We start from the raw sequence: 20,987 nt of genomic DNA on the forward strand, positions 1-20,987 counted from the left end.
GAACAGGCCGCGCCTGCTTAAACGTGCTCAAGGTCAATCACGCCTCGTTGGTCAAGCGCTATGCTTGTTACATGGCCCCACTGCAAAAGGATTGCTGTCCATGTCCCCGTTCCTGTCACTGTTCGTCCCGGTGTTCCTGTTCCTGATGCTGCTGACCATCGGCTTCAGCATGCGCGAACGCAACATCGGTGTACTGATGATGTGGGTCGGCACCTTGGGTATTTTCGGCCTCACCTGCTGGAAGATCCTCGAGAAACTGCCGACATAAACCTCTACACTCGGTCAATCGTTTGACCTGAGGTAGATTTGCCAGTGCCTGCCCTCCTGCGTTACCTGTTCCTGTTGCTCTTGCTTTTCATTGCCCCGGTACAAGCGGCGGGCTTGCCTGGCCTGCTGGGCGGCAGTGCGCCCGCGCAACCAGAGGCCACCGAGCCGCTGGGCAAGTCGCTGGACGAGGTGATCAAGAACCTCGAAAACGACCAGCAACGGGCCAAGCTGCTGGCCGACCTGAAAAAACTGCGCGACGCCACCCGGCAATCGCAACCCAGCGTTGAACAGGGCGTACTCGGCCTGATCGGCGGTGCCCTGCATGACTTTGAAAAACAGTTCAGCGGCGATGCCAGCCCATTCCACCGCTGGGCCGCGGAAATCGAACAGGCCCAGGCCGAACTGGCGGAACTGGTGGTGCCCGTGCACCAGTGGCCGGCGATCCTGTTCGGTTTTGCTGCAGTGATTGCCGTGTGGAGCGTGCTGGCCTATGCCTTCAACTGGGTCGGCCATCGGGTCCGCCTGCGCTTTGGCCTGAGCGAGGAACTGCCACAGCACCCGCGGACCTGGGACCTGGTGCGCTTTGCCTTGCGCAAGCTCGGCCCCTGGCTGGTAGCGCTGGTGTTCACGGTGTACCTGAGTTTCGTGCTGCCGCCATCACTGGGCAAATCCCTGGCCATGGTGCTGGCCTACGCACTGGTGGTCGGTACCTGCTTTTCGGCCATTTGCGTCATCGCCTTTTCCTTGCTGGACGGCCCACACCGCCACCGCGCCCTGCACATCCTGCGGCGCCAGGCGTTTCGCCCGTTGTGGCTGATTGGCAGCTTCGCCGCGTTTGGCGAGGCGATGAGCGATCCGCGCATGCTGGTTGCTCTCGGTACCCACCTGGCCCACACCCTGGCTACCTTGGCCAATGTGATTGCGGCACTGTGTACCGGGCTGTTCATCCTGCGCTTCCGCCGGCCGATCGCCCACCTGATCCGCAATCAGCCACTGTCGCGACGCCTGACCCGACGTACCCTCAGCGATACCATCGAGATCCTCGGCAGCTTCTGGTTCATTCCGGCGCTGATTCTGGTGGCCATTTCGCTGTTCGCCACCTTCGTCTCCGCCGGCGACACCAGCACCGCCCTGCGCCAGTCGCTGATGTGCACCGTGCTGGTGGTGGTGTGCATGGTGCTCAACGGCCTGGTGCGACGCCATGCCGCCAACCCCAAGCGGGCCAGCAAGCGCCAGGCGGTGTACACCGAACGCCTGCGCAACTTCGGCTACCTGCTGGTGCACCTGTTCATCTGGCTGGTGTTCATCGAGTTGGGCCTGCGCGTGTGGGGCGTGTCGATGATCAGCTTCGCCGAGGGCGACGGCCATGACATCAGCCTGCGCCTGCTGGGCCTGGCCGGCACGCTGATCGTGGCCTGGCTGGTGTGGATCCTTGCAGACACCGCCGTACACCATGCCCTGGTGCGCTCGCGCCGGGGGCTGGCCAACGCCCGTGCGCAAACCATGATGCCGTTGATTCGCAACGTGATGTTCGTGGTCATCTTCATCATCGCGGTCATCGTCGCCCTGGCCAACATGGGCATGAACGTCACCCCGCTGCTGGCCGGTGCCGGTGTGATCGGCCTGGCCATCGGTTTTGGCGCGCAGTCGCTGGTGGCCGACCTGATCACCGGCCTGTTCATCATCATCGAAGATTCGCTGGCCATCGACGACTATGTGGATGTCGGCGGCCACCTCGGCACGGTGGAAGGGTTGACCATTCGTACCGTGCGCCTGCGCGACATCGACGGCATCGTGCATACCATCCCGTTCAGCGAAATCAAGAGCATCAAGAACTACTCGCGGGAGTTCGGCTACGCGATCTTCCGCGTGGCAATCCCGCACAGCATGAACATCGACCAGGCGATCTCGCTGGTTCGCGAAGTGGGGCAGAAGCTGCGCAACGACCCGCTGATGCGCCGTAATATCTGGTCGCCGCTCGAGCTGCAGGGGGTGGAGAGCTTCGAGTCAGGGTCGGCGATCTTGCGAGCGCGGTTCAAGACCGCGCCGATCAAGCAGTGGGAGGTGTCGCGGGCGTTCAACCTGGCCTTGAAGCGGCAGCTGGATGAAGCCGGGCTGGACCTGGCGACGCCGCGGTTGTCGGTGCAGGTGGTGACAGCCGGTGGGGGTGGAATGACAGAGGCCGGCTCGTAGGAGCGGATTGACCCGCGAAGAAGGCAACACCTCATCCAGCCTGGGCACGAATGCGGATCGCATCGTGCCGCCAATACTCGAGGTCACAGTCGATCAAGTGCCCATGCTGGTCGCTGTTGACCCGGGTAATGTGCAACCCCGGGCTGCCCGCCGACACTTTCAAGGCGCTTGCCGCCTCCACCGGCAACGCTGTCGGCAGGATCTCGAAGCACACCTGCCCGTACTCGATGCCATACACCCGCCCATAAATCTCGGTCAGTGACTGCGCCAGGTCGTGTTCGAGAATGCCTGGAAAGTACCGGGGGTTGAGGTAATGCTCGGCATACAGCACCGCCCGCCCGTCAATCCGCCGTAACCGGCAGACGCGCACCACACTGGACAACGCCGGCAGCTGCAAGCGTGCACAGATGGCCGCCGAAGCCGGCTGCAGCCTCGCCGACAGCAGTTCGGTACTGGCCACCCGCCCCTGATCGCGCACCATGGCATGGAAGTGGCTGCGCTCGATGAGGTCGTAGGTCAAGCGCTGCGGCGCAACGAACCAGCCTCGGCGCTCTTCGCGGTAAATCAAGCCTTGGGCCTCCAGCTGCACCAAGGCCTCACGCAGGGTAATGCGCGTGGTGTCGAACACCTCGCTGAGCCGCCGCTCGGCCGGCAGCTTGCCGCCCGGCGCCAGCAGGCCATGCTCGATCTGCTCCTGCAGGGCATGGCAGATGGCTGTTACCGCACGCGGGGGCGTCGACTGCATCGAAAGGTTACCTATCTGGACTAGTCCAGCCCCATCACAGGGCAGGTTGAGAATAGTGCAAGCCTATGCAGGGCTGATGAACATCCTGTGACAAAGCTTGGGCCAGGCACTGCCAGAAACGCGCCAAGCCAGCAGAACCGGGGCGATTACCTGGTCTACGCTGTAGCTTCAGGGCCCTTGCCGGCCCCCTCCCTACATCAAACTGTCACGCAAGCGGCCTACCTTGGCTCAAGGTTTGCTGACCTAGACCAAAGGTGCCAGTCAAAGGCTTGCAACGGCTTTACCCAGAACAACGATCGCAAAGGCACCCACCCAAAGGAGCTTCGGATGAAAAAGTTCTTCATGGCGTCACTGCTTGGTTCGGCCATCGCGTTGTGCACCACGGCCATGGCAGCCAGCACTGACCTCAAGGCCCTGGAAGACGCCGCCCGCAAGGAAGGCACTGTCAACAGCGTGGGCATGCCCGACGCCTGGGCAAACTGGAAAGGCACCTGGGAAGACCTGGCCAGCAAGTACGGCCTCAAGCACAGCGACACCGACATGAGCTCGGCCCAGGAACTGGCCAAGTTCGAAGCCGAGAAGGACAACGCCAGCGCCGACATCGGTGACGTGGGTGCCGCCTTCGGCCCGATCGCGGTGACCAAGGGCGTCAGCCAGCCTTACAAGCCAAGCACCTGGGACCAGGTGCCGGAATGGGCCAAGGACAAGGACGGCCACTGGGCGCTGGCCTATACCGGCACCATCGCTTTCATCATCAACAAGGACCTGGTCAAGGAAGAGGAACGGCCGAAAACCTGGCATGACCTGGAGAAAGGCAAGTACAAGGTCGCCATCGGTGACGTCGGCACCGCCGCCCAGGCCGCCAACGGTGTGCTGGCTGCGGCCATCGCCTACAAGGGTGACGAAAGCAACGTGGCGCCGGGCCTGCAGCTGTTCACCAAGCTGGCGCAGCAGAAGCGCCTGTCACTGGCCAACCCGACCATCCAGACCCTGGAAAAGGGCGAAGTGGAAGTTGGCGTGGTGTGGGACTTCAACGGCCTGAGCTACCGTGAACAGATCGACCCCAAGCGTTTTGAAGTGCTGATCCCCTCGGACGGCTCGGTGATTTCCGGCTATACCACGGTCATCAACAAGTACGCCAAGCACCCCAACGCGGCCAAGCTGACCCGTGAATACATCTTCAGCGACGCCGGGCAGATCAACCTGGCCAAGGGCCATGCGCGGCCGATCCGGGCCGAGCACCTGAAGCTGCCGGCGGATGTGCAGGCCAAGCTGCTGCCCAACGACCAGTACGCTGCCGCCCAGCCGATCAAGAATGCCGAAGCCTGGGAAGCCACCTCGAAGAAACTGCCGCAGATGTGGCAGGAGCAGGTGATCATCGAGATGGAGTAAGGGGCTGGGCTTTGTAGTGCCTGATCCGGCCCTTTCGCGGGTAAACCCGCTCCTACACAGGGATACGCGATACATGTAGGAGCGGGTTTACCCGCGAAGGTGCCAACGCGGTTCATGACTGGAGAAAACATGCAACACAACGTCATCCTGGTCCTGCTCGACGGCCTCAACTATCAGGTCGCCCACCATGCGATGGGCCACCTGCACGCCTACGTCGAGGCCGACCGCGCCGCGCTGTACCGCGTGGAATGCGAGCTGCCATCGCTGTCGCGGCCGCTGTACGAATGCATCCTCACCGGCGTGCCACCGATCGACAGCGGCATCGTGCACAACAACATCAACCGCCTGTCCAACCAACGCAGCGTGTTTCACTACGCCCGCGAGGCCAACCTGGGCACTGCAGCGGCGGCTTATCACTGGATGAGCGAGCTGTACAACCGCTCGCCCTTCGACCCGCAGCGTGACCGCCACACCCACGCGCCGAAGCTGCCGATCCAGCACGGGCTGTTCTACTGGGACGACCGTTACCCCGATTCGCACCTTCTGGCCGATGGCGAGTACCTGCGCCGCCGTCACGCGCCCAACTTCCTGCTGGTGCACCCGATGAGCGTTGACGACGTGGGCCACCGCCACGGCCTGGACAGCAGCCAGTATCGCAACGCTGCGCGCAGCGTCGACATCCTGCTGGCCGACTACCTGCCCGGCTGGCTCGAAGAGGGCTACCAGGTATTGGTCACCGCCGACCACGGCATGAACAACGACCGCTCGCACAACGGCCTGCTGGCGGAAGAACGTGAAGTGCCGCTGTTCGTCTTCGGCGATGCCTTCAGCCTGGACCCGGCCGCCAAACCGCTGCAAACCGAACTGTGCGGCACCATCTGCGAGCTGCTGGGTGCCGCGCACGACAAGACGGTTTGCCGGGAGCTGCTGAAGTGAATGGCGGCATACGTGGCCGCTACCTGGCCCTGCTCTGCCTGCTGCCGTTCGCCGTGTTCTTCGTCATTTTCCAGGTCGCCCCGCTGGCCTGGGTGGCGATCAACAGCCTGCAATCGGAGGCCGGCTGGGGCATCGACAACTTCAGCAAGGTGTTCGCCTCCAAGTTCTACCGGCAGGCGTTGCAACGCAGCCTGGAAATCAGCTTCTGGTCGAGCGTGTTCGGCATCGTCATCGCTACCCTCGGCGCCTATTCACTGCGCCAGGTGGACTCGAAGCTGCGCGACTTCGTCAGCGCCTTCGCCAACATGACCAGCAACTTTGCCGGCGTACCGCTGGCCTTTGCCTTCATCATCCTGCTTGGCTTCAACGGCGCGCTGACGCTGCTGCTGAAGCAGGTCGGCCTGCTGGAGGACTTCAGTATCTATTCCAAAAGCGGCTTGATCCTGGTGTACACCTACTTCCAGATCCCGCTGGGCGTCTTGCTGCTGTACCCCGCCTTCGACGCTCTGCGCGAAGACTGGCGCGAGTCAGCCGCACTGCTGGGCGCCAACCACTGGCAGTTCTGGCGACACATCGGCCTGCCGGTGCTGGCCCCGGCACTGCTGGGCACCTTCGTCATCCTGCTGGCCAACGCCCTGGGCGCCTACGCCACCGTGTACGCACTGACCACCGGCAACTTCAACGTACTGCCGATCCGCATCGCCGGCCTGGTGGCGGGTGACATCAGCCTTGATCCGAACCTGGCCAGCGCCCTGGCGATGGTGCTGGTGGGGCTGATGACGCTGGTCACGGTGGTACATCAATGGCTGCTGAAAAGGAGCTACCATGCGCGCTGACATCCGTTCCGGCGGCTGGTACCACCGCCTCGTGGTCTACCTGCTGTTCCTGATCCTGCTGCTGCCCCTGGCCGGCACCCTCCTCTACTCGCTGGCCACCAGCTGGTCGGCGAGCCTGCTGCCCAGTGGCCTGACCCTGAAGTGGTATGCGGCGCTGTGGAGCGAGCCGCGCTTCCTCGCGGCCTTCGGCCAGTCGCTGCTGGTGTGCGTAGGCGCGCTGCTGCTGTCGGTGGTGCTGATCTTGCCACTGCTGTTCGTGGTGCATTACCACTTCCCGCGGCTCGACGCGCTGATGAACATCCTCATCCTGCTGCCATTCGCGGTCCCGCCGGTGGTGTCGTCGGTGGGGCTGCTGCAGCTGTATGGCAGCGGGCCGATGGCCATGGTCGGCACACCGTGGATCCTGATCGGCTGCTACTTCACCATCGCCCTGCCGTTCATGTACAGGGCCATCACCAACAACCTGCAGGCCATCAACCTGCGCGACCTGATGGACGCCGCGCAGCTGCTCGGCGCCAGCACCTGGCAGGCCGCACTGCTGGTGGTGCTGCCGAACCTGCGCCAGGGCCTGATGGTGGCAGTGCTGCTGTCGTTCTCGTTCCTGTTCGGCGAATTCGTGTTTGCCAACCTGCTGGTCGGCACCCGCTACGAGACCCTGCAGGTGTACCTGAACAACATGCGCAACAGCAGCGGCCACTTCAACAGCGCGCTGGTCATCTCCTACTTCGCCTTCGTGCTGGTACTGACCTGGGTCGCCAACCGCCTGAACAAGGACAAGACCTGACATGAGCTTCGTCAGCGTACAGAAACTGCAGAAAAGCTACGCCGGCAGCCCGGTGTTCGAGCGCATCGACTGCCACATCGAACGCGGCGAATTCGTCACCCTGCTCGGCCCGTCCGGCTGCGGCAAGTCCACCCTGCTGCGCTGCATTGCCGGGCTGACCTCGGTGGACAGCGGGCAGATACTGCTCGACGGCCACGACATCGTGCCGCTAAGCCCGCAAAAGCGTGGCATCGGCATGGTGTTCCAGAGCTACGCGCTGTTCCCTAACATGACCGTGGAGCAGAATGTCGCCTTCGGCCTGCGCATGCAGAAGGTCAAGGCCGACGAAAGCCAGCTGCGGGTACGCGAGGTACTGGAGCTGGTGGAGCTGGGCAAGTTCGCCGGGCGCTACCCGCACCAGCTTTCCGGCGGCCAGTGCCAGCGCGTGGCCCTGGCACGCTCACTGGTCACCCGCCCGCGCCTGCTGCTGCTCGACGAACCGTTGTCGGCGCTGGATGCGCGTATCCGCAAGCACCTGCGCGAGCAGATTCGTGCCATCCAGCGCGAACTGGGGCTGACCACCATCTTCGTCACTCACGATCAGGAGGAAGCGCTGACCATGTCCGACCGCATCTTCCTGATGAACCAGGGGCGCATCGTCCAGAGCGGCGATGCCGAAACCCTCTACACCGCCCCCGTGGACCTGTTTGCCGCCGGTTTCATCGGCAACTACAACCTGCTCGACGCCGACAGCGCCAGCCGCCTGCTGCAGCGCCCGGTGGCCAGCCGCCTGGCGATCCGCCCGGAGTCGATCACCCTTGGCGAGCACGGCGAGCTGGACGCCGAGGTGCGCAGCCACAGCCTGCTGGGCAACGTGATCCGCTACCGGGTACGGGTACGCGAAGTGGAGCTGGTGGTCGATGTGCTCAACCGCTCGCCGGCCGACTTGCACGCGGACGGAAAACGGGTAAGCGTGTCGATCGACCCCACTGCGCTGCGGGAAGTGGCTTAAGGAGACTCAACACAATGGCACTGGCAATTTTCGATCTGGACGAAACCCTGATCCACGGCGACTGCGCATCACTGTGGAGCGAGCAGATGGCCCGGCTGGGCTGGGTCGACGGCAAGGATTTCCTGCGCCGCGACCATGAACTGATGGAAGCCTATGGCAGGGGCCACCTGCAGATGGAGGACTACATGGCCTTCAGCCTGGAGCCGATTGCCGGGCGTACCCTGGAAGAAGTCGAGCACCTGGTGGCACCGTGGGTCGAAGAAGTGATCGAACCGATCATTTACGGTGACGCCTGCCGCTGCATTGCCGAGCACCGCAAGCGTGGGGATCGCACCCTGATCATTTCCGCTTCGGGGACGCACCTGGTCGGGCCGATTGCCGCGAGACTGGGCGTGGATGAGTACCTGGCCATCGAGCTGGAGGCAGTGAACGGGGTGTACACCGGCAAGACCCACGGGGTGCTGACCTATCGTGAGGGCAAGATCACGCGGTTGCTGGAATGGCTGGATCAGGAGCAGGAAAACCTGGAGGGCGCGAGTTTCTATTCCGATTCGAGGAATGACTTGCCGTTGTTGTTGAGAGTGGATCACCCGCATGTGGTGAACCCGGACGCAGTGTTGCGCGAGCATGCCGAGATCAATGGGTGGCCGACTCTGAGCTGGAGCTGAAGGTTTTTATGGGCTGTGCCGGCCCCTTCGCGGGTAAACCCGCGAAGGGGCCAGCCCCGCTTACACCAGGCTAGGGTCGATCACCATCACCAGCTTGCCCGACACCTGGTTGGTCTCCAGCTCGGCATACGCCGCCTGGGCAAACTCCACCGGATAGGTGTCGACCAGCTGCGGCGACAACCGCCCCTCGGCGAACAGCGGCCATACTTGCTGCTGCAGTTCGCGCAACAGCTCGGCCTTGAAGCCGTCATCACGGTTGCGCAGGGTGGAACCGGTAATTTCCAGACGCTTGCCCAGCACTTGGGCCAGGTCCAGCTCGAACTTGCGTCCGCCCATCAGGCCGATGATCACCCAGCGCCCGTCACGGGCCAGCAGCTTGAGGTTCAGCTCACCGTAGCTGGCGCCCACCGGGTCGAGAATCACATCGAACGGGCCAAAACCTTCCAGCGCGTCCAGGTTCTCGTTACGTACCACACCACCCGCAGCGCCCAGCGCCTGGCAGTAGGCCAAGCGGTCCTGCGAACCGACGCTGACCCATACCGGGCTGCCGAACGCCTTGCACAGCTGGATGGCGGCCGAGCCAACGCCACTGGCGCCGGCGTGCACCAGCACCTTCTCGCCAGCCTTCACTGCACCGAGCTGGAAGATGTTCAGCCAGGCGGTGGCATACACCTCCGGCAACGCTGCCGCCTCATGCAGGCCAAGGCCTTCGGGTACCGGCAATACGTGACGGGCATCGACCACCACTTCCTCGGCCATGGCGCCGCTGGCCAGCAGGGCGCAAACGCGGTCACCCACGCGCCAGGCGGCACCAGCCCCCACCTCTTCAACCACCCCGGAACACTCCAGCCCCATGTATGGGCTGGCACCTGGTGGTGGCGGGTACAAACCTTTCATCTGCAGCAGGTCGGCGCGGTTCAGCCCCGCAGCGGCCACGCGAATGCGCACTTGGCCCGCGTCACAGGTCGGGCGTTCGGCCTCGACCCACTCCACATGTCCGTCAACGCCTTGCAATGCCTTCACAGTGCCTCCATAGTTGAATCATGACTGGGCCTGAGGTCGCTTACCTCAGGCCTTTTGCAGTATTTGCCCGGCTCCATGGAACCGGCAACGGAAAAGACGGCCTACTATGCGTGATCAATTGCCTCCACGTCGAATCAGCATGAAGCATTTCCTTCCAAGCACCGCACTGGCTGTGATGATCGGCCTGGGCAGCCTCACGCTCGGCGGCAATGCGGCGGCCGCCAACAAGTGGGACAGCCTGCAGCCCGACCGCGACGAGATCGTCGCCAGCCTCAACGTGGTGGAATTGCTCAAGCGCCACCACTACAGCAAGCCGCCCCTGGACGATGCCCGTTCGGTCATTATCTACGACAGCTACATCAAGCTGCTGGACCCGGCGCGCAGCTACTTCACCGCTGCCGACATTGCCGAATTCGATAAATGGAAAACGCAATTCGACGATTTCCTCAAGAGCGGCAACCTGGACCCGGGCTTCACCATCTACAAGCGCTACCTCGACCGCGTCAAGCAACGCCTGGACTTCGCCCTGGCCGAGCTGAACAAGGGTGTGGACAAGATTGACTTCACCACCAAGGAAACCTTGCTGATCGACCGCAAGGACGCGCCGTGGATGAAGAACCAGGCCGAGCTCGACGACTTGTGGCGCAAACGCGTCAAAGACGAAGTGCTGCGCCAGAAGATCGCCGGCAAGGAACCCAAGCAGATCCAGGAAACCCTGATCAAGCGCTACAAGAACCAGCTCACGCGCCTGGACCAGACCCGTGCCGAGGACATCTTCCAGGCCTACATCAACACCTTTGCCCAGTCCTACGACCCACACACCAACTACCTGTCGCCGGACAACGCCGAAAACTTCGACATCAACATGAGCCTGTCGCTCGAAGGCATTGGTGCAGTGCTGCAAAGCGACAACGACCAGGTCAAGATCGTGCGCCTGGTGCCAGCGGGCCCGGCAGCCAAGACCAAGCAGGTGGCACCGGCTGACAAGATCATCGGCGTGGCCCAGGGCAACAAGGAGATGGTCGACGTGGTGGGCTGGCGCCTGGACGAAGTGGTCAAGCTGATCCGCGGCCCGAAAGGCTCGGTGGTGCGCCTGGAAATCATCCCGGCCAGCAATGCGCCTAGTGACCAGACCAGCAAGATTGTGTCGATCACCCGTGAAGCGGTGAAGCTTGAAGAACAGGCGGCGAAGAAGTCGGTGCTCAAGCTCAAGCAGGACGGGCGTGACTACAAGCTGGGCATCATCGAGATCCCGGCCTTCTACCTGGACTTCAAGGCCTACCGCGCTGGCGACCCCGAGTACAAGAGCACCACGCGTGACGTGAAGAAGCTGCTCACCGAACTGCAGAAAGAGAAAGTCGACGGCGTGGTCATCGACCTGCGCAACAACGGCGGCGGCTCGCTGCAGGAAGCCACCGAGCTGACCAGCCTGTTCATCGAGAAAGGCCCGACCGTGCTGGTGCGCAACAGCGATGGCCGTGTCGACGTGCTGGAAGACGAAAACCCGGGGGCCTTCTACAAGGGCCCGCTGGCACTGCTGGTCAACCGCCTGTCGGCCTCGGCATCGGAGATCTTCGCCGGTGCCATGCAGGACTACCACCGCGCGCTGATCATCGGTGGCCAGACCTTCGGCAAAGGCACCGTGCAGACCATCCAGCCGCTCAACCATGGCGAGCTGAAGCTGACCCTGGCCAAGTTCTACCGGGTTTCCGGGCAGAGTACCCAGCATCAGGGGGTACTGCCGGACATCGACTACCCCTCGATCATCGACACCAAGGAAATCGGCGAGAGCGCCCTGCCAGAGGCCATGCCGTGGGACACCATCCGCCCGGTGGTCAAGCCTGCGGCCGATCCGTTCAGGCCGTTCCTGGCCCAGCTCAAGGCGCAACATGAGGCGCGCAGCGACAAGGATGCCGAGTTCACCTACATCCGCGACCGCCTGGCCCTGACCCAGAAGCTGATGAACGAGAAAACCGTCAGCCTCAACGAGCAGGAACGCCGCGCACGCCACGACAGCATCGAGAGCAAGCAACTGGCGCTGGAAAACACCCGCCGCAAGGCCAAGGGTGAAGAACCGCTGAAAGAGCTGAAGAAAGAGGACGAAGACGCTCTGCCGGTCGAGGATGAAAATACCAAGCCGGAAGACGACGCTTACCTCGCGGAAACCGGTCGCATCCTGATCGACTACCTCAGTGCCAGCACCAAGGTGGCCAAGAAGTAAGGCACCTCAGCAATGATGGCAGAATAATGTGATCTGTCATCAAACAGTCATCGTGCTGTCGTGAAATATGAGGGCCGGGCATGCAGATGCCCGGCCCTTACTTTTCAGGAATCCATCATGACCGTTGCCGAACAGCTCAGTGCCTTGAGTGCCATCCTGGCTCAGCGCAGTATTCACAGTCTGTTCCAGCCAATCATGTGCCTGAGTGAACATAGGGTATTCGGCCATGAGGCGCTGAGCCGTGGCCCATCCAATAGCCCGCTGCATGCGCCGCTCAACCTGTTTACCATCGCCCGCCAGGCCGGCCGCCTGACCGAGCTGGAGGCCGCTTGCCGAGAAAGCGCCTGCCGACGCTTCAGCGAGCAGCAACTGCAGGGCAAACTGTTTCTCAACATCTCACCTGAATCGCTGCTGGAGCCGCACTACCCCTCCGGCCTGACCCTGAAACTGCTCGAACAGGTTGGCCTGCCGCCCAGCCGGGTGGTGATCGAGTTGACCGAGCACACGCCCACCGACGACTTCCAGCTGCTGTCCAATGCCCTGCACCACTATCGCGACATGGGCTTCTCGATTGCCATCGACGACCTGGGCGCGGGCTATTCCAGCCTGCGCCTGTGGTCGGAGCTGCGCCCCGAGTACGTGAAGATCGACCGGCACTTCATTGACGGCATCCACCGTGACCCGCTCAAGCGCGAGTTTGTTGGCTCTATCTTGCAGATCGCCCGCGCATCGAAGGCACAGGTGATTGCCGAGGGCATCGAGCTGGCGGAAGAGCTGGCGGTGCTGGTGGAGATGGGCGTGGACCTGGTGCAGGGCTATTTGCTAGGGCGGCCACAGGAGATGGGGGTGCGCGACAGCGGGCTTTTACCAGCGTTGACGCAGGTGCCACTGGCTGAACAACCGACAGTGCACTTGAATGCCACGATCGGGCAGCTGCTGGAGCTGTTTGGCCGATACCAGCACCTGGAGGCATTGGAAGTGGTGGATGCCGATGGCAGGGGGTGCGGGTTGATTCACAGGGATGCGCTGCCTGTGCCGGCCTATTCGCGGGTGAACCCGCTCCTACGGGGGCCTGTGCCCAATCACCAATCAGGCGTAGGAGCGGGTTTACCCGCGAATACGGTGGCGGCGGCAACGGAGAACGACGGGTGGAAATTGGCCAGCAGGCCCTGCCTTTTCGCTCAGGGTCACCACCTATAACGAATAGGCTGGAATGGGCAACGCTTCAGGCCGTTTCGGGATAGCTGTACTCGAACACCCGAACCACCTCAGAGGCATGCCACGAGGCGGCCTCCATGCCATCGACCGGCCCGGTAAACCGCCCCAGGCGCTCGACGCACTCAAAGAAGCCAGTACGCGGCAACCGGCTGGCGCCTTGGCTGATCACCAGCGAACTGCGCAATGGCTGCTCGGCACGGGCATCCAGCACCGCCAGGTATTCCAGCGCGGCAGTCAGCGTCTGCATGGCCGGGCTGGGGAGCTGCAAGCGCTCGATCAGCGCTCGGTATGTCAGCAAGTGACGTTGACGACGGGCCAGGTCAAGCTCGCCCAGCAGGTTATCCCAGTGCTGACGGCTGATCCTGACCTGGCTCATGATGGCTCGCTCCAGCCAGCCACCCCCAGATGCCAGGCCAGGGCGCGGCGGATGGCAGCATCTGGCTGGCGTTCACCCGATTCGATCATGGCCAGATACGCCGGGCTCACCCCGACATTGCGCGCCAGTTGCTCCGGGGCAATGCCCTTGGCCTGGCGAATCTGGGCGACTTCGCTGAAGGCTGGCAGAGGGGCACTGGCAGCAACGCCCTGCGCCTCACTGGAAACCGCCTCGGCTGGTGCCTGCCCTGCAGCGCTGAGCAACGCCTGGTATTGCTCCCAGGGAACTACGGCGTACTCGGGTTGACCGTCCCGGCTGATGACCTGAATACCCATTACAAACCCCTTTAAAAAGGATTACAGCATGTAATCCGTAGGCATAACCCTTATGCCAATTATATTACCAACTCCGAGGTCTGTGCAGTTGAGGTGAGATTCAGGCCGGTTTCATTACTTGTTGCGCTCCAGCCGCAGCGCTTCCGGGGTAGCCGGCAGGCGCTCGACCACGCGCAGCCGTTCGGGTGCCTGGCTATCGCGCCAGGCCTTGAAGCGCGCCAACTCGTCGGCCACGGTTTTCAGTACCCAGCCCAGCACCGCGATGTCATCGAGGAAACCCACCCCCAGCAACCAGTCCGGGATGGCATCGATGGGGCTGACGAAATACAGCAGGCCCGCCACGACAGTGACCAGTGCCTTGGGGCTGATGGCGCGGTACTCCCCCCTCCACCAGGCCAGGCACAGCGACTGCAGCAGCTTCACATCTTCACGCAGTTGGCCGAGGCGCGGGCCTTTGCGCGCCACCGCGAACAACAAGGCCGGCAAACGACCGCGGCTGAGCAGGCGCTCGGCCAATGGCAGGAAACGGGCAAAATTCCAGGGTGCGCTCATGGAGCCTCCGAGAGGAAAAGGTTATCCACATTTATTGTGGATAACCTTGTGAACAGGGCGACGTTTCCGCCCCCAGGTGCCTGCCAGGCAAGGGGCCCGGTCAGATCGGGCGTTTTTTACACAGTCGTTTCACGCCATGACTACCTGCGGCGCAAACGATTTGCGTCAGAAACATCCTACTTCTTCACGCTGCATTTCCTCGGACAGTATCAGCTGTTGCAGGTTCGTCCAATCGGCACAAACGAAAACGCCCCAACAATGTGGGGCGTTTCCGACAACCAGCCAATGTTACTTGGCAGGTGCTTCTTCAGGGGCTTCGGCCTGCGGCTCGGCACCTTGCAACTGGGCCGGGTCCTTGATGGCGATCAGTTCCAGATCGAACACCAGTACCGAGTTGGCCGGGATCAGCGGGCTTGGGCTTTGTGCGCCATAGGCCAGTTCAGCCGGGATGAACAACTTGTACTTCTCGCCGACGTGCATCAGTTGCAAACCTTCGACCCAACCTGGGATCACACCGCTGACCGGCAGGTCGATCGGGCTGCCACGCTCGACGGAGCTGTCGAAGACCTTGCCATCGATCAGCTTGCCTTCGTAGTGGACAGTGACCACGTCAGTCGGTTTGGGCTGCGGGCCGTCGGCCTTCTTGACCACTTCGTACTGCAGGCCCGAGGCAGTGGTAACCACGCCTGGCTTCTTGGCGTTTTCTTCGAGGAATTTCTTGCCGGCGGAGGCGGCTTCTTCGCTGGCCTTGGCCAGGCGCTCCTCGGCGCGTTTCTGCAATGCGGTGAAGGCCTCTACCAGCTCTTCATCCTTGATGCGTTGTTCTTTCTTGCTAACGGCGTCTTCGATGCCGAGGGCGACTGCTTTCGAATCAAGGTCTTCCATGCCTTCCTGAGCCAGGCTCTTGCCCATGTTCAGGCCGATACCGTAGGAGGCTTTCTGCGCCGGAGTCTTCAGCTCGGGGCTGCTGGCTTGTTGATCGCAGCCAGCCAGTACCAGGCCTACCAGGGCAACCGCAGCCGCCAAACGATGCTGTTTCATGCTATTTCCTTGTTCATGCGCCATGAGGGCAATCAGGGTAAAGCCGCGAGCTTATCAGGCGGCCATGACCAATGGCTACCGGCATAGGAGCGGGTTTTCGTAAGGAAGTTCAGTCATTAAAAGCTTCTTCATCGAAGCTTTACAGCCATTGGCCAGTATTGACCCTTTGTGCCTGGTTTGCCGATTTTTTGTGGCCTTTTATTTCTGCGGGTTCTGAGGAGGGAAACATCAGGCCAGGCAGCCCCCCGAAACCTCAAGGATACCTACCCTCTCGATATTCCCCTGCCACCTCCCGCAGCACCTCACCCACCCACTGCCCCGGCAAACTCAACGGCAAGGCGGCATTGCGGCAAATCCCCACCGACCCTCCCGGCTCACGCACACCCAGGTCAAGCTCGACCAGTTCGCCACGGCGCAGGTCGAGCAGCACGGCATCACGCGGCGCCACCCACAGGCCATCGCTACCCAGCAGGTAGCGCCGGCTCAGGGCCAGCGACAGGGTTTCCAGGCGCTGGGCCGGCATCTGGATGCCGCATTGCACAAACAGGCTGTCGGCATGCTGACGGATGGTGGTGCCGGCCGGCGGCAGCACAAGCGGGTAACGCCCCACCTGTCCTCGCTCCACGGGCGTGCTGGCCAGCAGCGGGTGACCCGGGCGCACCACCAGGCTCATCGACTCGCTGTACAGGTGCTCGAACGACAGGCCCTGGATCTGTGGGCTGTCGGTCATGCGCCCAACCACCAGTTCCAGCTCCCCCAGGTGAAGTTGGCCAAGCAACTGCGCGCTGACCCCGGTGACCACGCTGATCACCAGCGCTTCATGGCGCTGATGCAGGCGGCAAAGCACCTCGGGCATGAGCAGGCCTTCGACCGTGGACAGCACGCCAATGCGCACCTGCGACGGCGCCCGCGCTTCACCGCGCAGGCTGCTGACGCCATCGCGCAGCGCCTGCACGCTGGGCCCGGCGTAACGCATGAAGCGGGTGCCGGCCGGGGTCAGCTCGACACCCTGGCGGCTACGCTCGAACAGGCGCGCCTCGAGCAGGTCCTCAAGCTCCTTGAGGGTCTTGGAAATCGCCGGCTGGCTGATCGACAGGATATCGGCCGCCCTGGCCAGGCTGCCCTGCCGGGCAATCTCCAGGAAGCACAGCAAGTGGCGGTATTTGATGCGGGTGTCGAGGTTCATGGCAGCAAGCTTACCGCATCGCTACCTGCGGCGTATCCAGGTCTGCCGCCCCATGCTCACACCTATGCATGCATGTCCAGGCCGTTGACGCACCTGTCACTTCTGCCAGTAGCCGATCCTGGCCAAGCATCGCTCAATAGGCGTTCAGCGGTTTTATTGTGAATGGAGCTCAACGCCATGATTCGAACCAAGAAGCACTTCCCTTCTACCCAACCAGTGCCGCCCTCTCCCCAGGCTCTTCAGCAGCTACCCGTGGCTCCCATCGATCTCAGTTATGGCCACAAAGGCCATGACCACTTCACCCCCAAGGCTCTTCAGCAGCTACCCGTGGCCCCCATCGATCTCAGTTATGGCCACAAAGGCCATGGCCACTTCACCCAAAGCGGCCGCGGCAACATGGGGTCGACGACCAGCGTGCTGAGGAGCAAAGTGCGGCCGGCCCGGTTCTATGTGACTGGGCATCAAACCGATCCCGATGGGCTACACAGTGTTTTCATTGCCTGCCTGGACGCACATGGAAAGCTTGACACCACGTTCAATGGTAGCGGCATGGTCAATTTCAACACGCTGACCACGGATCGCTACCGCAACGCCACCGGAGTAGTGGAGGACATGGCAGGCAATCTGCTGGTGACCGTGGAGCTTTTTGGGGAAAGTACCACTCATTTGTGGAAGCTGATTGCAAAAGGCGAACCCGATCTGGGCTTTGGTCAAGGAAAGGGCTATATCGACACCCGTGCCTTGTTCGGTGCAGATCTTGTGCTGGACAAAGTGGCCTGCCACCAGGAAGGGTTGGTGGCGACCGCGGCTCGATACGAAGCAGGGGATTTCAAAGCGGTGGTTGTCGCCCTGGACAGCAATGGTAGAAGGGACCCCCAATTCGGGGAAAATGGGCTGCTCGCGTTGAGCAATCTGATTCCCGAAGGCTCACTGCACAGCCTTGAAGGCATTGCCGTCATCTCCCCAACCGCCGGGGTGCAGCGCATCGTGATCTGCACTTACATAAAATGTGATTCGAGCTGGTATTCAGTAACCAGTGGTCTCTCGCTGACGGGGCGTCTCGATGACAAATTCGGCGAGGTGGGCCACCACTGGTCAGACGAAGGGATCATCAATAGCGGCTTCACGGTAGAAGACAGCAGCCAACGCATCACGTTGTACGGCCAGCACTACTCGATCGACGACGATCGCAGCCAACCGACCCTCTACCGGCTGGACTATGCTGGCGAGCCTGCCCGCGAGTTCAACCAGGGGCAGGTAGTGCGTTTCGGCATCGACGGCGGGTGGTCCCATATTGAAGAAACCGAGGGGGGGCTAATCGGGTACGGTGGTTTCTTTTACTTCAACCTGGCAGTGCGCTACCAATCAGACGGCCAACTCGACACTCGCTTCGTATCCCCTCACGGCTACGGTCAGTTTGGCGCATTTTCGCCGGAGGATGGTTTCTATACCGCCGAGAATTCGATAGTAGTCGATACCGAGAACCAGCGCATGGTGGTGAGCGGGGAAGACGTACAGCAGGGCTACCGACTCCCCTGCCTGCTCGCCCTCTCTCTGAAACCGGACCAGTAGTACGCCACGGCAGAAGCGGGCAGGCTTAAAGCATTGCCGCCTGCGGCGTATCCGGGTCACGTTGCTGGCGGCGGAACTGGCCAGGTGGCAGGCCGTGGATCTGGCGGAAACGTCGAGAGAAGTAGGCTTCGTCCGCAAAGCCACATAGTCGCGCCACCTCGCCCACCGGGCGGCTGCCGTTGAGCAGGTAGTTGCGTGCGGCGTGCATGCGCCGCTCCAGCACCAGCTCGCTGAAGGTCTTGCCGATTTCCTTGCGCAGCCAGTGGGTCAGGTAGGTCGGCGACAGGTAGGTGGCGGCGGCGACTTTCTGCAGGTTCAGATCGGGGTCGTCGATATGCCGGCGCAGGTAGTCGCTCATGCGGCCCAGCGCGGCGCGGCGGCTGAGCTGGGCCGCGTTGCTGTCGGCCAGTTCGCGCAGCGGCTCGGCATACAGGCCACAGACCTGGCCGATCAGCTGCAGCAACAGGCCTTTGAGGATTTCGCGGGTGCCGAAACGGCGGTTGGCATCCAGCGCACGCATGCGCTCGAGGGTTTGTCGTACCTCGGCAAAGTCCGGGTCACTCAGGTGGAAGTCGAGATGCTCCTGAAAGCGGAACGGCGACAGCTCCGGCGCCTGCAGGATCGACACTTCCTCCAGGTCCATCGGGTCGCAGGCCAGGTGCGGCAGCAGGAACGTCTGGGAGAAATTGATCACCACGAAGTCGCTGTCCGCCGGATGCGGTATTACATGCACCCGGTGCGGCAGGATGAAGGCCAGGGTGTTGCGTCTGAATGGGCGTTGCACGCTGCCGATGTGTTGCACCGTGTCGCCGCCAAGATTGACCTGGATCTGGAAGTACTCATGACGATGCGGCGCGGTCTCGGCGGGACGCCCGCGCTGGTCGCGGATGTAGAAATCCATCAGCTCGCTGCGCTGCTGCATGACATAGGTCGGAACCTCGCGCTTGGGGGGCATGGGCAATCTCCGGGATACGGGCGCTTTAAGTTGTACGATGTCCAAACTCTGCAATTTAACCCCTTATGCAAAAACCTGCGCAACCGAAAATCCACGCAGCCCTCTGAGAATGCGCTATTCAGCCAATATTTCGGGCGAAACCCTGGCTGAGAAATTTCTTGGACAGCACAGCACTGCCCCGCCTCCAATGAAAAAAACGGTCTAAATACCCCGTTGCATTCACCGCGTTGTACGACCACCTTAGAAAAGGGACTGCAGCCCAACCTCTACCTACAACAACAAACGAGGTCGACTCATGTCGAGCACGCCTACCCCCCGCGCCGCGTCGTCGTACACGCTGGACGCGGCCCCCGCCCAGCGCCTGCCTACCCGCCGCCGCTGGTTCATGCTGTCGCTGCTGCTGGTGGCGACCATCATCAACTACGTCGACCGGGTGAACATTTCCATCGCAGCGCCGTTCATGGCCAAAGACCTGGGCCTGGACAAGGTCGAGATGGGCCTGATTTTCTCCGCATTCGCCTGGACCTACGCGTTGGCCCTGGTACCGGCTGGCTTCATTGCCGACCGCTTCGGCTCACGCCTGACCTATGGCGTGTCGCTGATCAGCTGGTCGGCGGTCACCGTGGCCCAGGGCCTGGCCAGCGGCTTCGCCTCACTGTTCGGCCTGCGCCTGGCGGTCGGCGCCATGGAGGCCCCGGCCTTCCCGGCCAACAGCCGTGCGGTTACGGTATGGTTCCCCGCTCGCGAGCGCGGCATGGCCAGCAGCATCTACGTATGTGGCCAGTACCTGGGCACCGCGCTGTTCACCGGTGCGCTGCTGTGGCTGGCGACCACCTATGACTGGCGCCACGTGTTCTACAGCACCGGTCTGGTCGGCATCCTGTTCGGCGTCGTGTGGCTGGTGCTGTACCGCGACCCGCTGAACTGCAAGAAGGTAAGCAAGGAAGAACTGGCCTACATCGAGAACGGCGGTGGCCTGGTGAAGAGCAGCCAGGAACGTACGCGCTTCGACTGGCGCCAGGTTGCCGAACTGTTCCGCTATCGCCAGGTCTGGGCGATCTGCCTGGGCAAGTTCGCCAGCACCTCGGCACTGTACTTCTTCCTTACCTGGTTCCCCACTTACCTGATCGAAGAACGCCAGCTGACGCTGATCAAGGTCGGCATCTTCGCGGTCATGCCGTTCATTGGTGCCACGGTCGGCATCCTCCTGGCGGGCATCGTCTCCGACCTGCTGATCCGCAAGGGCTACTCGCTGTCGTTTGCCCGCAAGCTGCCGCTGGTGGTGGGCTCGATGCTGGGGATGTCGATCGTGCTGGTGAACTTCACCGACTCCAATGTGCTGTGCATCGCCGTGCTGACCCTGGCGTTCTTTGCCCAGGGCATAGCCTCGTCGTCGTGGGCTGCCGTGTCGGAAGTGGCGCCAAAAGAGCTGATCGGCCTGACCGGCGGCATTACCAGCCTGGCGGCGAACATCGGCGGCATCGTCACACCGATCGTGATCGGCGCCATCGTGCACGCCAGTGGCTCGTTCGCCATGGCGTTCTGGTTCATCGGTGGTGTGGCGTTGATGGGCACACTGTCTTACTCGCTGCTGCTTGGGAAGCTGTATCGCATCGAGCTGAAGACTGCGGGCTGAGCCAAGGCGTGTATTGACGGTACCGGCCTCTTCGCGGCTAAAGCCGTGCCTGCAGGGGGA

General features: G+C 62.3%; 20 protein-coding genes. 12 read left to right on the forward strand and 8 right to left on the reverse strand.

Features of this window, described 5'->3' with window-relative positions:
• Positions 1-100 precede the first annotated feature (100 nt).
• Both LU682_RS22515 and LU682_RS22520 read left to right on the forward strand, forming a co-directional pair.
• The gene (locus LU682_RS22515) at positions 101-268 is read left to right on the forward strand and encodes a hypothetical protein (protein WP_003252566.1); all 168 of its coding nucleotides are present in this window, start codon (positions 101-103) and stop codon (positions 266-268) included.
• A 44-nt stretch (positions 269-312) separates the two neighbouring features.
• Positions 313-2,460, forward strand: a complete 2,148-nt coding sequence (locus LU682_RS22520; RefSeq protein ID WP_049587301.1) for a mechanosensitive ion channel family protein — start codon at positions 313-315, stop codon at positions 2,458-2,460.
• 31 nt (positions 2,461-2,491) lie between these two features.
• Here the strand turns inward: LU682_RS22520 and LU682_RS22525 are convergent, their stop codons facing one another.
• Positions 2,492-3,205, reverse strand: coding sequence for a UTRA domain-containing protein (locus LU682_RS22525; RefSeq protein ID WP_003252562.1), 714 nt, complete (start codon positions 3,203-3,205; stop codon positions 2,492-2,494).
• A 327-nt stretch (positions 3,206-3,532) separates the two neighbouring features.
• Between LU682_RS22525 and LU682_RS22530 the strand changes: the two genes are divergently transcribed.
• From LU682_RS22530 to LU682_RS22555, 6 genes are all read left to right on the forward strand, one after another.
• Positions 3,533-4,597 carry an ABC transporter substrate-binding protein gene (locus LU682_RS22530; RefSeq protein WP_010952774.1) on the forward strand — a complete coding sequence of 355 codons (1,065 nt, stop codon included), beginning with the start codon at positions 3,533-3,535 and terminating at the stop codon, positions 4,595-4,597.
• 129 nt (positions 4,598-4,726) lie between these two features.
• Positions 4,727-5,533: an alkaline phosphatase family protein gene (locus LU682_RS22535; RefSeq protein WP_003252558.1), complete on the forward strand. Its 807-nt coding sequence runs from the start codon at positions 4,727-4,729 to the stop codon at positions 5,531-5,533.
• On the forward strand, positions 5,530-6,369 hold the full coding sequence (locus LU682_RS22540) for an ABC transporter permease (RefSeq protein WP_010952772.1): 840 nt from the start codon (positions 5,530-5,532) through the stop codon (positions 6,367-6,369). Before LU682_RS22535 ends, LU682_RS22540 begins: the two co-directional genes overlap by 4 nt.
• Entirely contained in the window at positions 6,359-7,153 is a 795-nt protein-coding gene (locus LU682_RS22545; RefSeq protein ID WP_003252553.1) for an ABC transporter permease, read from the forward strand. Before LU682_RS22540 ends, LU682_RS22545 begins: the two co-directional genes overlap by 11 nt.
• Position 7,154: 1 nt before the next feature.
• Positions 7,155-8,144: an ABC transporter ATP-binding protein gene (locus LU682_RS22550; RefSeq protein WP_010952771.1), complete on the forward strand. Its 990-nt coding sequence runs from the start codon at positions 7,155-7,157 to the stop codon at positions 8,142-8,144.
• A gap of 14 nt (positions 8,145-8,158) precedes the next feature.
• Entirely contained in the window at positions 8,159-8,812 is a 654-nt protein-coding gene (locus tag LU682_RS22555) for an HAD family hydrolase (RefSeq protein ID WP_060488984.1), read from the forward strand.
• Between the two features lie 60 nt (positions 8,813-8,872).
• Here the strand turns inward: LU682_RS22555 and LU682_RS22560 are convergent, their stop codons facing one another.
• Entirely contained in the window at positions 8,873-9,835 is a 963-nt protein-coding gene (locus tag LU682_RS22560) for an NAD(P)H-quinone oxidoreductase (RefSeq protein WP_010952769.1), read from the reverse strand.
• Positions 9,836-9,974: 139 nt separating this feature from the next.
• On the opposite strand from LU682_RS22560, the gene LU682_RS22565 reads away from it, so the two are divergent.
• On the forward strand, positions 9,975-12,056 hold the full coding sequence (locus tag LU682_RS22565; protein ID WP_164721827.1) for a carboxy terminal-processing peptidase: 2,082 nt from the start codon (positions 9,975-9,977) through the stop codon (positions 12,054-12,056).
• A 117-nt stretch (positions 12,057-12,173) separates the two neighbouring features.
• Positions 12,174-13,256: an EAL domain-containing protein gene (locus LU682_RS22570; RefSeq protein ID WP_049587252.1), complete on the forward strand. Its 1,083-nt coding sequence runs from the start codon at positions 12,174-12,176 to the stop codon at positions 13,254-13,256.
• A 25-nt stretch (positions 13,257-13,281) separates the two neighbouring features.
• On the opposite strand, the gene LU682_RS22575 is transcribed toward LU682_RS22570, so the two are convergent.
• The 5 genes from LU682_RS22575 to pcaQ all read right to left on the reverse strand — a co-directional run bounded on the left by LU682_RS22575 (position 13,282) and on the right by pcaQ (position 16,764).
• A complete protein-coding gene (locus LU682_RS22575; protein ID WP_003252539.1) occupies positions 13,282-13,650 on the reverse strand; it encodes a hypothetical protein in 369 nt (122 codons plus the stop codon).
• Positions 13,647-13,985 carry a helix-turn-helix domain-containing protein gene (locus LU682_RS22580; RefSeq protein ID WP_004577645.1) on the reverse strand — a complete coding sequence of 113 codons (339 nt, stop codon included), beginning with the start codon at positions 13,983-13,985 and terminating at the stop codon, positions 13,647-13,649. Before LU682_RS22580 ends, LU682_RS22575 begins: the two co-directional genes overlap by 4 nt.
• Positions 13,986-14,099: 114 nt before the next feature.
• Entirely contained in the window at positions 14,100-14,537 is a 438-nt protein-coding gene (locus LU682_RS22585) for a YkvA family protein (protein WP_010952766.1), read from the reverse strand.
• Positions 14,538-14,825: 288 nt separating this feature from the next.
• Positions 14,826-15,578 (reverse strand): BamJ family beta-barrel-assembly machinery protein, encoded by a 753-nt coding sequence (gene bamJ, locus LU682_RS22590; protein ID WP_010952765.1) that lies wholly within the window; start codon positions 15,576-15,578, stop codon positions 14,826-14,828.
• Positions 15,579-15,831: 253 nt separating this feature from the next.
• Positions 15,832-16,764: a pca operon transcription factor PcaQ gene (gene pcaQ, locus LU682_RS22595; RefSeq protein ID WP_010952764.1), complete on the reverse strand. Its 933-nt coding sequence runs from the start codon at positions 16,762-16,764 to the stop codon at positions 15,832-15,834.
• A gap of 177 nt (positions 16,765-16,941) precedes the next feature.
• Here pcaQ and LU682_RS22600 point away from each other — a divergent pair, with 177 nt between their 5' ends.
• Positions 16,942-18,336, forward strand: coding sequence for a hypothetical protein (locus LU682_RS22600; RefSeq protein WP_110771776.1), 1,395 nt, complete (start codon positions 16,942-16,944; stop codon positions 18,334-18,336).
• A gap of 25 nt (positions 18,337-18,361) precedes the next feature.
• On the opposite strand, the gene LU682_RS22605 is transcribed toward LU682_RS22600, so the two are convergent.
• Complete coding sequence (locus LU682_RS22605; protein ID WP_010952762.1) at positions 18,362-19,291, reverse strand: helix-turn-helix transcriptional regulator; 930 nt, start codon at positions 19,289-19,291, stop codon at positions 18,362-18,364.
• A gap of 295 nt (positions 19,292-19,586) precedes the next feature.
• Between LU682_RS22605 and LU682_RS22610 the strand changes: the two genes are divergently transcribed.
• Entirely contained in the window at positions 19,587-20,927 is a 1,341-nt protein-coding gene (locus tag LU682_RS22610; RefSeq protein ID WP_010952761.1) for an MFS transporter, read from the forward strand.
• Positions 20,928-20,987 lie beyond the last annotated feature (60 nt).

The sequence above is a fragment of the Pseudomonas alloputida genome (genome assembly GCF_021283545.2).
In the GTDB taxonomy this organism is placed as follows: domain Bacteria; phylum Pseudomonadota; class Gammaproteobacteria; order Pseudomonadales; family Pseudomonadaceae; genus Aquipseudomonas; species Aquipseudomonas alloputida.